The sequence below is a fragment of the Leptospira congkakensis genome, assembly GCF_004770265.1.
Lineage (GTDB): Bacteria > Spirochaetota > Leptospiria > Leptospirales > Leptospiraceae > Leptospira_A > Leptospira_A congkakensis.
Genome location: NZ_RQGQ01000022.1, coordinates 1 through 12,636, shown reverse-complemented (window position 1 = coordinate 12,636; position 12,636 = coordinate 1). Strand labels below are relative to the sequence as shown.

Genomic DNA, 12,636 nt, shown 5'->3' with positions numbered 1-12,636 from the left:
AGGACTTTTTCGGCGGGCCGTGGTAGATGGAGCGTATTGGGTGGCGGGTGGATAACCCCACCCAGTCTAGATAGGGCGGGGACATCTACCTAAAAATCCCAACCTCCCCTAAAAAAGGAACTTCCATGACCGAACGGGGATTTGGTGCCCTTACCATGTTTGAAAACCGCCTTCGCAAATTAAGGAAGGAACGCGAAAAATGGGCAAAACGTGAATCTATCGAATGTTATCGCATCTACTCGGAAGATATTCCGCAAGTGCCATGTATTTTGGATCGTTACCCTAACGGGCTTGTCTTGTATGATAAAAGTTCATTACGTTTCCAACTGGAAGAAGGACACGATGAACGTTTTGATCGTATCGCCTCCATTGTTCGCGATGTTTTTCAAATTGATGAAGAACATTTATTCTTAAAAAAACGTAAAAAACAAAAAGGTTTAGACCAATATGATAAATTATCGATTGAAGGAAACTTTGAATGGGTAAAAGAATCCAATTTAGAATTTCGAATCAATCTTTCTGATTATTTAGATACGGGTCTTTTTTTGGATCATCGTATCACAAGAGATTGGATACGAAAGGTCTCAAAAGGAAAATCAGTTTTAAATTTATTTTCTTATACGGGCGCATTTTCCGTTTATGCAGCGTCAGGTGGTGCAAAAAAGACAAAAAGTGTAGATTTGTCCAAAACTTATTGTGAATGGGCTTTGAAAAACCTAGAACATAATGGATTCAAATCAACACATCATCAAATTGTAAATGCAGATATTTTACAATGGGTGGAAGAGGAAATCAAAAATCCAAACAGAGAACGTTATGATTTAATTTTTTTAGATCCACCAACATTCTCCAATAGCAAAAAAATGTACGAAGAGTGGGATGTTCAAACCAAACATAAAAACCTACTTTTGTTATTATTAACAAAGTTTTTAAGTGATGACGGGGAAATCTGGTTCTCAACAAACTTTAGAAAGTTTAAAATGGAAGTTGCGGATGAGGAATGGAATCAACGTGGTTTTAAGTGTACAAATCGTACGAAAGAATCCATCCCAAAAGACTTCCGCGATGAAAAAATCCACCAATTGTTCTGTATACAACCAGAAACAAAGAATTGATTTTAATATTTTACAAAAGGATCAATTCGTTCTGCGAGGATCCTTCGGTTTTCGCCCGACTGCAACGATAGAATTCCTCTCATAATGGCTTGACGTTCGTTGCTGTCTTGTTTGGCGATCACTTTGAGTTGATTTGAAATTGGCAATAGAATCAAGTTGGCAAATGAAATTCCGTAAAAGGTTGCAATAAATGCTGTTGCAATTCCTTGCCCAAGAACTTTGGTTCCTCCATCTAGATTTTCTAATACAGTAACGAGTCCGAGAACGGTTCCAATGATTCCTATTGTTGGAGAAAATCCTGCGGCTGTTTCAAAAACTTTTGCGGACTTTAAATCATGTTTTTCTTCTTCTTCGTGGGCTTCCCATAAAATTTCTTCAATGGTTCTGGGATCTGATCCATCTACAATCAATTGGATTCCTTTTTGTAAAAATGGGTTATCTAATTTTTTGGCTTCATCTTCTAAAGACAAAAGGCCATCTTTTCGTGCTTTTTCCCAAAACCGAAAAAAAACAAGTTTGAGATCGGTTTCTTTTTTTCTCGAAAATACAAATCGTGTGTCCCTTACTGCTTTTGTGACTTGGGATATAGAATAAGATGCAAATGTAGCACCTAACGTTCCGCCAACGATTAGTAACATTGCCGGTAAGTGAAAGAAGGAACGTAACGATGCACCTTCAATCAAAATGGCTACGAAAACCGATAATACGGCTGCGAGGATTCCGAGAATTGTGGAGTGGATCATTGGATTCTTGCCCCTTTCACATCTGGTCTAAAACTAGACCTTCGAAGTGAATCTTTTTTTTCTATAACTTCATTTTTTAGTCTTTCCCAAATCACGGAATTTGAATTTTCTCTCATCCGCGTTCCAATGATGGGTTCAACTTCTTTCCAATTTTCTTGGTTGATGAATAATCGAATGCGAGCTAACTCTAGTTCGTTGGCCTGGTCAATTTGATTGTTCAGTCGATAAAATCGTTCCAATGAACTCATGGTCCGAAGTGCATTGCTCCAATCTCCTAAGGATTCAAACATAGGGATAAGAGAATTCCAAGCAAATTCTTGGAATTCAGTATCAGAACTTAGATCTTCAAGAATAGGAATGTATTCTGCTTCGGGAGTTGTAAACTTCAAACTATTAAATGCAATTCTTAATAAATCGAGTTTAGGAGGTTCAAATTTCCTTGCGACCGTAATTGCATCTAATGCAAGTTTGTTTTGCCCTATATTGTGATAAAATCTTGCATATTCGGCAAATGATTCATAATATAAATGTTTGATTTCTAAGGCGTCTTTTCTTAGATCTCCGGAAGAATATTTTAAGATTGAGTCCAACGCAGCGACTACTTCTAAAGTTGTAGCATTATCTAGTTTTTCGGCAAAGTATTTGAGTTTCCAATCTACTGGAAGAGAATTTGCAAATCCTATTTTTGATTCCAAATAACTTGGATAATAAATGTCAAAATTCCAATACGATTTTCTGCTGAGGAGTGACAAAGCATTGATATGATGAAATTGATTGGATTTGTTTCGCGTGGTAAGGATTAAGAATGGGTGCTGTTCTTGGCTTAGTCTTTCTATATAAGATATGATCTGCGATTGATTGGAACTTAATCCTAAAACAACAGTTTTACCTTTGATTTCCGAACGTTTCGGAAGGAAGGGATTCGAGGCAAAAGGTAAAACCGATTTATAAAAAATATAATTTTCATCGTTAAATGCGATATTTGTAATCGCAAAAGGGATGGGGTCAAAAATTTCTTTTTTTGAAAATGGAGAATTTGTTCGTATTGTTGGTGGTGAAAAGAAAAACAAAACTGTTAGGGTTGCTATCCCTAACATTAAAATCCTTGGCAATCTTACGATGTGTTTTTGCATCAAGTAAGGATAAACTAAAACAGGGACAAATAACAACGCGGAGACGGTTCGTATCCCCATTGGTAAATTCCAAAAATATAATAAAAAAGATAACCCAAGGTAAATACTAGTTTCTAGACCAACAAACATATATTCTTTGTAAGCAGTTTTGTTTGGTTTAAAAAATCCAACGATCGAACCTGTGATAATACAAAGTGCAATAAAAAACGAACTCCAATAAGTTTGGTAGATAAAAAAGAAAAAAGCAAAAAGTAAAGCGACCCTACCGATTAAAAAGACAGCCTTTGTTTCTTTTTTTAATCCACCGAGCAGCGATAACACTCTTCCGAAAATCACTGAAAAAGATATGGAGAGAATGAGTGGGATTTTGGGCCCAGGTTGGAAATAAATATGTAAGATACAATAGGAGATTAAAAGTGAAAGTGCAGATCGATAAAAAGGAGTAAATAACGGATGTTTGCCGATTTTGGATCGAATTTTGTAAAACTTACTGGATTGTGGATTTTTTTGTATAAATGCGCTAATCAAATAGAGTGACAAAAGTATATAAAGGACAGCTAACAAAACCTTCATGGAGTAGTTTTGGTTGGGTTCAAATAAGGAGTAAAAAGTAAAAGCTGTTACTCCAAGGGCAAAACTTAAAAATCGAAAATCACGTAAAGAACCTCCATAAATTCCAACTGCGAATGCAGATAAAATTCCACTCACTAAAACCAATTCAAATGAGAAGATATAATCGATTAAAAACTCTGCGGAGTTTGCTCTTAGGAACCAAAAGATTTGAATGATGGCTACAACTAGAAGTGCCGTTGCTAAACTGACAGGTAACGTCTGTTTGTATTTTCTATAAATAAATCCAACAGAAAAAGAAACGACAAGAAGGATTTGTAATATTGGGTAGGCGGTGTCTGTACGATCAATTAAGGCAAGTTCAGATCCGGCTACATAAAAGAATAGAGAGAGCACATAACCAATCGAAAGGCTAAGACTAAACTCGAGTGAGGGGAAGAGGCCGGTTTCCCAGAAACGTTTCCATTGAGAATCCATAGAATTTGCTACCAAAGATGTTGGATAGGCCACATTCGCAAACTAAGAAAATCTTATTTTATTTGGCGGTGCACAAAATGTTTGACCAAATGAGCCCTTGTGCCGATTTTGACTATAACTATGCTCACGTTTTTATCTATATCGTTTTTGGTTCTTTACGGCTTTGATATTTTGGTTCTGTTCTACTTCGGGTTACACACCTACCTAATGGTGTTTCTGTATAGCAGATACAAACAAAATTGTGCGGAGGATGAGACCAAACTCCTTTCTTTAAAGGACAAAAACCTTCCTACAGTAACGGTCCAACTTCCTATTTTTAATGAATTCTATGTAGTTGATCGTTTGATCGAATCTGCATGTAATCTCGAATACCCAGCAAAAAAACTCCAAATCCAGGTTCTTGACGATTCCACTGACGAAACCATCGAAAAGGTTGCGACTCTTGTGGCTCAGTACAAGAAAAAAGGAATTTGGATCGAACACGTTCACAGAACGAATCGTAAAGGTCACAAAGCGGGCGCCCTTGATGAAGGGATGGCAAAAGCAAAAGGGGATTACATTGCCATCTTCGATGCCGACTTTACACCAGACTCAGATTTTCTCCTTCGCACTATGGGATACTTCGAGGATGAATCCATAGGAATGGTTCAAACTCGTTGGGGTCATATCAACGAAACATATAATATCTTAACCAAAGCACAAAGTTTTGGAATCGACGGTCACTTTATGATCGAACAAGTCGCAAGGAATGGGGCAAGCCTTTGGATGAATTTCAATGGAACTGCCGGAATCTGGAGACGTTCTTGTATTGAAGACGCTGGTGGATGGGAACATGACACCCTAACGGAAGACTTCGATCTTTCTTACCGCGCTGAACTCAAAGGTTGGAAATTCCGTTATATCAAAGATGTAGTTTGTAAGGCAGAAATCCCTGCAACAATGAACGCATACAAAGCACAACAATTCCGTTGGTGCAAAGGATCCATCCAAACTGCTGTGAAACTCATCCCACGCATTTGGAAATCAAATGAATCTTGGAAAATCAAAGGTGAGGCCATCACTCATCTTATCAATTATTCCGTACATCCACTCATGATCATCAATATCCTTCTCACGGCACCTCTTCTACTGATGGAATATTGGGCAGGATTTAAAATGGATGACCTCCCTATGGAAATTCTTTTTGGTTCGGCAGCAGTGCTTTCCATCGGATCCATGGGACCCGTTATTTTTTACGCATATTCCCAAAGAGAAATTCACAAAGATTGGAAATCCAAACTGATTTATCTTCCTATCCTTGTGATGATTGGAACAGGAATCGCTGTGATGAATACTTATGCTTGGGTGGAAGCAGTTTTTGGCGTCCAATCAGGTTTCAAACGCACTCCGAAACTCAGAATCGAGAAAGAAGGAGATAGTTTGCAGGACAAAATCAAATATGTGGTTCCTGTTGATTACCGCGCTTTCCTTGAATTTTTTATGGGTGCTTATTGTGTATTTTGCATCTACCTTTCCTTTGTGGTCGGAAAGCCATATATGATCGGTTTTATGGTTCTCTATTCTATCGGTTTTTTCTATGTCTCTTACCTTTCTGTAGCCGAGTCGTTTTGGAAATTCAAACCAGCGACCAAAGCAGAAAAGGAACTTCGTGCCGTCGCTTAAGGAAAGAGCGACGGGTACTTACTTGACGAAACCTTTCCTTCCAAAAAGCTGTATTTTCAACCTAGATTCAGGGGTCTTCCATGAGTGAAAAAGTCTACTGCGCGAACTGCTTGCATTGTGTTGTCGTTCGCCAATACGAATCGGAGCAAGATAAATACATTCTTCGAGTCAAATGTAACAAGAAGAAATGGTCTAAACGTTCCGGTGAAGAAAAACTTTATAAATACTTTACTGTAGCTCGTCGTATGCAAACCAACTGCGAGTATTATGAAGAAATGGGAGAGATTCTACCTTATATCAAGAACTTGAAAAAAGAACTCCCAATCAAAGACGAAATCTACATGGTGAAAGCCGTCTAAATTATTATCGGCGTGTTGTTCCCCAGGTTACCTCGCGCCTTCGCTCGCAAACTTCATAAAACTGAAAACAAAAAAGAACGGACGATTCAGGGTCAATTCCTGATCCCCGTTCCCGCGGGCAGCGTTCTCTCTGATTCCTATCCCACACGAGTGACTCATGGGCAAGTTATGCTTGCACATAACGGGAAAAAGGTGCTTGCACCTGTCAATGGAGTCGCAAGTCTCACACCAGACCACAAACACTTTCAAATCAAACAAGATGGATCTTGGTCTACAACTTCTCCTTTTCAATCCAAGAAGTATGATTTAAATTCTTTATTAGATTCGTTTGATGTAGGTGCATTGTATTCTTTAGATTTGATTGAAACTCCTCTAAAGGATTACTTTCAAAAGTTTAACAAAGATTCTGCGTTTAAGATTGTTTTATCACCATTTTGTAGATACCAACATTTGAATTTTGAAGAGATGATCCTTCGTGATATGAAGGAAGCGTATCTATCTTTCGTTGAACTTTTACGTTTGATTTTTCCCAAAGCAGAAGTATCTAATTTTTTTGAAGATCAAAGTTTAGATTTTGAACATCCGAATGGAATCCCTGAGTATTTTTTACATAAACAATTCCACATACCCGTGGATAAAACTAGAAAGTCATTAATTGGATTTGAAGTTTTATTTTTAGGTGCAGAAACCATTTTTCATATTTTAAGAAAGTTATATTATGAGGAACCATTTACCAAAAGGCATCTTGCTGTGTTTTTGGTGGATCGTAAAGGAAGAATGGATGTAGAACCGCGTCAGTTTTTTTTGACTAACGGCCAATCATTAGCATTCATCCCAGCAAATTTAGACAAACGATACAAAATCGCTTCCTTTGAAACAGTATTTGAAGAAGTAAAACCTATGGACGTTGGTTCTCTTGGTAACTTTAATATTTACGAACATTACGCAATTACTCTTTATGAAAAACTTCCTGCTTCTAGAAAAGAATTCAGTTGTATTGATTGTATGGAGTGTAACAACTATTGTCCCACTCATGCAAATCCAGTTCAATTGATCAAAGGAAAAACAGAAGAGTTTGAAAAGAACCTTTGTGTGTCCTGTGGAATCTGTACAGTTTACTGTCCGTCTGGAATTGATATTCGGAAACGAATTGAAGGAGTTATGGCTTAACTGTCGTTACCGTATGCTTAAGAACCTTTATATTTTATCTGAAAATAGTTGGGGGGTAAAATCCTCAGAAATTTTTGCCGATTTTTTCTATTTTTTAACATTGATGGGAATTCTTGGCTATGAGCTCGCACATGTCATACCCATTCCTGTTTTACCAATTGTTATCACTTCTATCATCACATTAGTATATTTTGGTTTTTGTATTCGGGCTAACCAGTCGCCGTATTGGTTAGGACTTCTTTCTCAGTTACTCATAGTTTTTCTTTTGCTGCCAACAACTTGGTTACATCCTGTTTTGTTACCGATTGCGTTTCTTTTTGCATTGGCCGTACACTATTTGTTAGGCCAACTGTATTCGCTACGAGTTCCTATCTTTAGTTTGGTTCTTTTTTTTGTTTTGCTGTGGGATGTTATTTTTTCCTTACTTGGATATTCGTTGCGGACTCCTGTGGAACTAATTCCTTGGGTTGGAATTTCTTTTGAAAATTCGCTTCTCCCTTTGACCTTACCATGGTTTAGTAATCTTCCTTTGAAGGCTGTAGACTATATTTCTTTTGCTGATAGTCTGGGGATTTATGCGCTCGTGGGAATTGCTTGGGTATCTTTTCGAAGGACAGTTTTGTTAGGCTTTTTTCTTGGTTGGCTTTCTGTATTTTCACTTTGGGGGATTGGATTTGGGAATTTGAGTTTCAATTGGATTCTCTCTTATTCTGCACTTGCCTTCTTTTTCCATATGAGTCCGGGTAGAAATTTTTACGGATCTTATTATGTTTCCTTACTGAGTTTTGTCATTTTGCTTCCCATTGCCTTTTTTGTGGGTAAAATGGGGATAAGTGCTGTTTTGGTTCTGATTGTTTTTTTTCTTTTGGAAGGCTTACTTGTCAGGGTTTTTCTTGGAAAATAAGCCGATCTTGAAAAGGTGGGAGTAAGTTATACCATATGAATCAACTTCTGGAGATTCTTGACCCTAAAAATATCATTTTCGATTTCAAAGCATCTACAAAAGAAGATGCAATCCGAAAGATGATTTCTCATATGGTCGCCTCACAATCATTAGATCCGGTTCACGAAGAGGAAACCGTTTCTTCTTTGATGAACCGCGAAAAATCAATGTCTACAGGTATTGGGAGTGGAGTGGCTATTCCTCATTGTTCAGTTCATTATGTCAATGAATTGAAATGTGCTATGGCCATTGCACCGCAAGGGATCGACTTTGATGCATTGGATCATGGATTGGTGCAAATTTTTATCATGCTCATTGTTCCAAAAAACAAGTTTCAAGATCATATCAAAACATTGGCTTTGATTGCAAAAACACTCAACATTCCGGAAGAAAGAGAAAAACTCATCAAAGCCAAAAATTTCGAAGAAATCCAAAAGGCCTTCCTTTCCAAAAGTTAACCCAGTGAAGTCGGAAGTTTTCCGTTTTCTGTATTTTTTACTACTGCTATCTTGTATCAGTAGTTTTGTCTCTGAGTTTCATACAAAAGATAAATCTTATTTATACGCTGATGCTGGAATTTCGGAGATACAAAGTCAGAAAAAAGACTTTCTATCTTCTTATATTCTTTTTTGGAATTCTTTGATTTTTGAATCAGGTGGTAAAACGGAAAATGGAGAAACTGTCTACTCGCATATAGGAAGTAGATTTCTTTCTACTTTTCATCTTGCTATCTTTAGTATTCTTTTTGGATCGCTTTTTGCTTTTGGACTTTCGCTTGCTGCAACATATTTTCGTTCAAAGGTTTTGTATAATTTTGTATCCTTTAGTTCTAATTTGATACTATCAACTCCTATCTTTATAGTCGCCATATTATTGTTAATTGTATTTTTTTATCGACTGGAATTGTTTCCTCCCGGCGGGTATGAATTCGGTAACACTTACTATGTTGTATTACCTGGAATTACATTAGGTTCTCGTATTTATGCACGAATGTCCTTATATCTTTTACCTGAAATTCGCAAAGAAGCCGACTCAAAATATACACAATTATTATTAACAAGGTCTTATCCTTGGAGTCACATCATTGGTAAGGAAGTTTTTTTGAAAGTGCTTCCCATTGCACTTATCCTTTTGGTTTTAGATTTTGGATCTCTTTTGTCTGGTGCTATGGTCGTTGAAGAGATTTTCTTTTTCCCTGGAATTGGAAAGTCTTTGTATTATTCCATTAAATCGATGGATACTCAGTTACTTGCAACTCTCCTTATGTATTCTGGAATTTTGTTTTATGTTTTGAATCGAATGGGTTTTTATCTACAACGATTTTTTTCGGGTGGGGTATGAAGATAAAAGTTCATACAATGATTCGGTTATTCTTTTTTGGGTTAGTTTTCGTCGGTGTTTTTTTATTACAAGCACCAACGAATGTGGATCTGACAAATAACAATTTACCAATTTTCTCTCCAGGTTTTTTTGCAGGTACGGATAGACTAGGCCGAGATAACTTGGCTTTGTTTTGTTATGGATCTTTATCCACCATTATTCTGGTTGTTCCTGCACGAATTTTTACTATCTTTGTATCTTTTTTATTGTCTGCGGTTTCTCTGTTTTTTCCTAAACGATCTGATTTTATACTTTCGGGTGTTGTTTCTGTTTCTCTCGCTATTCCTTCGTTACTTTCTGCTTTGGTCGTGATGAGTTTGTTGCCAGAGAATCCTTTTGCAATTTTTATTGCGATTCTTGTTTCTGATTGGGCAATATCTTATGAAACCCTCACTGCAAAAATTCGGGAAATTAAACAAAGTCCATATTTGTCGGCCTCATTTTGTATGGGAGCAAAACCTTATCAGTTAGTATTGTTACATTATTTTCCAGCACTTCGGGATATGTTTGGATTTTTGTTTTTTTCGGGACTACCAGCAGTAGTTATGACAACGGCCTTATTTTCCTATTTAGGAATCCAGACATCCATTGGTGATACGGGGCCTGGGCTTGGAGAACAGATCTCATTTTCTAAAGATTATTTTGATAAGTCACCGGTTTCCGTTTTGCTTCCGGTAGTTGCCATTTTAACTTTGGTGTATTCTTTGGGATCTAACCAGAAAAAGAATGAAACATAGAATTTCAGCATTATTCATTATTTTGGGACTTTTGTCCAATGTTTTGCCATTATACTCCATTGATGATTATTATAATTTTCCAAAACAAAGTTATAAGGGAAGTGTAACTTATGAATCATCCCGCAACTTATGTTTGTTTTCCTTTGTTGCGATTACTCCTGATCCAACTAAAGAATACTTAATCAAAGGAATTCCTTCTGTTCTGATTTCGGAACTTCGAAATTTAGAATATACATATGTGGAACATCCAAAGGCAAATGTTGTTTATCATTCCTTTGGTGAATCACCAGTAATGACTCTTCAAGAGAAAATCGATGCAGAATCTCCCAATGTAAAAAGAAAAAAGAAGGAAATTGCCAACGAAAAAGATTTGGATGATCTTAGGTCAGGAAAAAAACAGCTGGCTCCAGAAAAAGATCCTCGTTATGTGAAGGTTACAATCAAACAGATTTGGGATAAAAGGGCGCCTTCGCCTGATGAATCCTTTGGACTCGCTTCAAAACTAAATTGCGATTATATTATTTCTGGTTCGTTTGAGGTGAAAGATAACGAACTTATAACTAAAGTTTTTCTTTATGATGACTTTGACGGGAAAATTATCCCTTTTGATCACAAAACATCCGTAATTCGAGCCTATCAGGAAATGGGCCCACTTGGTGAATCCATTCGAGAGAAATTACAAGGAAAAGAAACTATAGCTGTTGATATTTCTGCCGGAGGCGAAGAGGGTGCTCTTGTTTATTTAGATGGGATATATTTGGGAAAAACTCCGATGGTCGGCAAAAAATTCCCAATCGGTAAACGGTCGTTATTTGTTTTTAAAGAAGGATTTCATCCTTATAAACAGGAAATTCAGCTAGAAAAGGGTAAACCATTTCTTCTTGATGTTAAACTATCCTTAAAGTTAAGTAACTCCTTTATTACCGTTAATGCCAATACAGAGTCAGATGTGTATTTAGGGATCCAATATCTAGGAAAAACTCCTTTGAGTCGTATTGCTATCCCTACCGGAATGAATCGATTGCGAATTTCAAAAGAAGGTTATATTGATAGTTTTCGGGCTGTGGATGCGCGAGATAATGAAGAAGTAACTGTTGATGTTGAAATGAGAGAAGGTAAAACAGATATTTATTATAAGAATAAACAGAATGTATTTTTAGATCATACCTATAAAGATTTTGCCACCTATTCATTGTATGGTTCTCTTTTGTTTTATGCAAGTTATGTTTATCTAAATTATGCTTCTAGACAAGCTTATTCTGCTGCCAGATCGGATGTAACCCTCGTTAACGCGAGTGCTATTTCTTCTTTTTATCGAAACAATCCAGATGAATTTTTCTTTTGGTATGGAGTTCAAAATTCTATTATCAATGATGCAGAGTCAAAAGCCAGAAATCTGAAACGTATTGCTGGGACCTTGCCAATGGAAAACCGTAAGGATAGACAATTAGTAGCAGGCCCTATGGTCATTATGATGGGGCTGATGCTTGTATCTGCAGCTACGTTTTACTATTTAGGTCTTGATGAGGAAACATTAGAGTTTGGTTATATTCCCCTGAACCCCTCTTCGGTTAGTTATGGCCAGACATCCCGTGAAAGTTATGGTTACATGCAATTTAACCTGCGTTATTGAGAATATAGTCACCCCGCCCTGATTAGGGAGGGGAACTAGACCCGCCACCCAATGGCTTCCTTCTATCACACCCATCCATAACTTCCAACCAACATTTGACTTCCCAGAAAAATTCTCAAATAAAGTTCACCTTTCCTCCGTAATACGAAGTAACGGACTACTGAATTCTTCACCCACCAAACAAAAGAAACCATCCTTTGTTACAATAGATTCCCACAAAGACTAACTTCATTTTATACTTGATTGCCAAAAAAACGCAAACAGACTTGCCGCTTTGGTTTCATACACAAAACTTTACCTGCGGATGCTGTCATCACACCATCTAACAAACAATTGCCTTTCTTTCACCGCCAAACATCCGCAAACGGCACATCGTTTATTGGAATTTGTTGTTAAATTTACACCAAGCAGATATTAATCGATATATTTCTCTTTGTGTCCATCACCTATATTATGTCTCATTACGCGACACCTACACCCACCAATTCATAAAAATAATCTTCATGAACTACGAACTTTTTTATAAAAGCTTGTTGACCGCTTGGGTTTTGAAATTACTTTGGTTTTTACCGCATGATTCTTTAGCGATTCATGAAACCGGTAGCTTGCAGGCGACTGTGGGCGGAGGAAGGGGAAGAACTTCCTTTGCGAAAGCAAAACGAATAACCGACATTTTAATTTTCCACGAGAATACTCCTGGGTGATTAGTCTGTA

At 37.1% G+C, this 12,636-nt stretch carries 11 protein-coding genes; 9 read left to right on the top strand and 2 right to left on the bottom strand.

The genetic code is table 11. The annotated features are described in order from the left end of the window. The first annotated feature begins 125 nt into the window (after nt 1-125). Nucleotides 126-1,115 carry a class I SAM-dependent methyltransferase gene (locus EHQ70_RS18130; protein ID WP_135588829.1) on the top strand — a complete coding sequence of 330 codons (990 nt, stop codon included), beginning with the start codon at nt 126-128 and terminating at the stop codon, nt 1,113-1,115. A 2-nt stretch (nt 1,116-1,117) separates the two neighbouring features. Here EHQ70_RS18130 and EHQ70_RS18125 read toward each other — a convergent pair whose 3' ends face one another. Together EHQ70_RS18125 and EHQ70_RS18120 are read right to left on the bottom strand one after the other, a co-directional pair. Then, complete coding sequence (locus EHQ70_RS18125; protein WP_135588827.1) at nt 1,118-1,858, bottom strand: motility protein A; 741 nt, start codon at nt 1,856-1,858, stop codon at nt 1,118-1,120. Then, nucleotides 1,855-4,038 (bottom strand): hypothetical protein, encoded by a 2,184-nt coding sequence (locus tag EHQ70_RS18120; RefSeq protein ID WP_135588825.1) that lies wholly within the window; start codon nt 4,036-4,038, stop codon nt 1,855-1,857. Before EHQ70_RS18120 ends, EHQ70_RS18125 begins: the two co-directional genes overlap by 4 nt. A gap of 120 nt (nt 4,039-4,158) precedes the next feature. On the opposite strand from EHQ70_RS18120, the gene EHQ70_RS18115 reads away from it, so the two are divergent. The 8 genes from EHQ70_RS18115 (at nt 4,159) to EHQ70_RS18080 (ending at nt 11,922) form a co-directional block, all read left to right on the top strand. Then, nucleotides 4,159-5,700: a cellulose synthase family protein gene (locus tag EHQ70_RS18115; protein ID WP_167481732.1), complete on the top strand. Its 1,542-nt coding sequence runs from the start codon at nt 4,159-4,161 to the stop codon at nt 5,698-5,700. Between the two features lie 80 nt (nt 5,701-5,780). Next, on the top strand, nt 5,781-6,059 hold the full coding sequence (locus tag EHQ70_RS18110; protein WP_002973362.1) for a hypothetical protein: 279 nt from the start codon (nt 5,781-5,783) through the stop codon (nt 6,057-6,059). Between the two features lie 168 nt (nt 6,060-6,227). Beyond that, on the top strand, nt 6,228-7,229 hold the full coding sequence (locus EHQ70_RS18105) for an ATP-binding protein (protein ID WP_135588960.1): 1,002 nt from the start codon (nt 6,228-6,230) through the stop codon (nt 7,227-7,229). Nucleotides 7,230-7,242: 13 nt separating this feature from the next. Then, nucleotides 7,243-8,133: a hypothetical protein gene (locus tag EHQ70_RS18100; RefSeq protein ID WP_135588823.1), complete on the top strand. Its 891-nt coding sequence runs from the start codon at nt 7,243-7,245 to the stop codon at nt 8,131-8,133. 35 nt (nt 8,134-8,168) lie between these two features. Continuing rightward, entirely contained in the window at nt 8,169-8,630 is a 462-nt protein-coding gene (locus EHQ70_RS18095) for a PTS sugar transporter subunit IIA (RefSeq protein ID WP_135588821.1), read from the top strand. 4 nt (nt 8,631-8,634) lie between these two features. Further along, nucleotides 8,635-9,513 carry an ABC transporter permease subunit gene (locus EHQ70_RS18090; protein WP_135588819.1) on the top strand — a complete coding sequence of 293 codons (879 nt, stop codon included), beginning with the start codon at nt 8,635-8,637 and terminating at the stop codon, nt 9,511-9,513. Continuing rightward, nucleotides 9,510-10,289, top strand: coding sequence for an ABC transporter permease subunit (locus EHQ70_RS18085; RefSeq protein ID WP_135588817.1), 780 nt, complete (start codon nt 9,510-9,512; stop codon nt 10,287-10,289). Before EHQ70_RS18090 ends, EHQ70_RS18085 begins: the two co-directional genes overlap by 4 nt. Beyond that, nucleotides 10,279-11,922: a PEGA domain-containing protein gene (locus tag EHQ70_RS18080; protein WP_135588815.1), complete on the top strand. Its 1,644-nt coding sequence runs from the start codon at nt 10,279-10,281 to the stop codon at nt 11,920-11,922. Before EHQ70_RS18085 ends, EHQ70_RS18080 begins: the two co-directional genes overlap by 11 nt. Nucleotides 11,923-12,636: the final 714 nt, after the last annotated feature.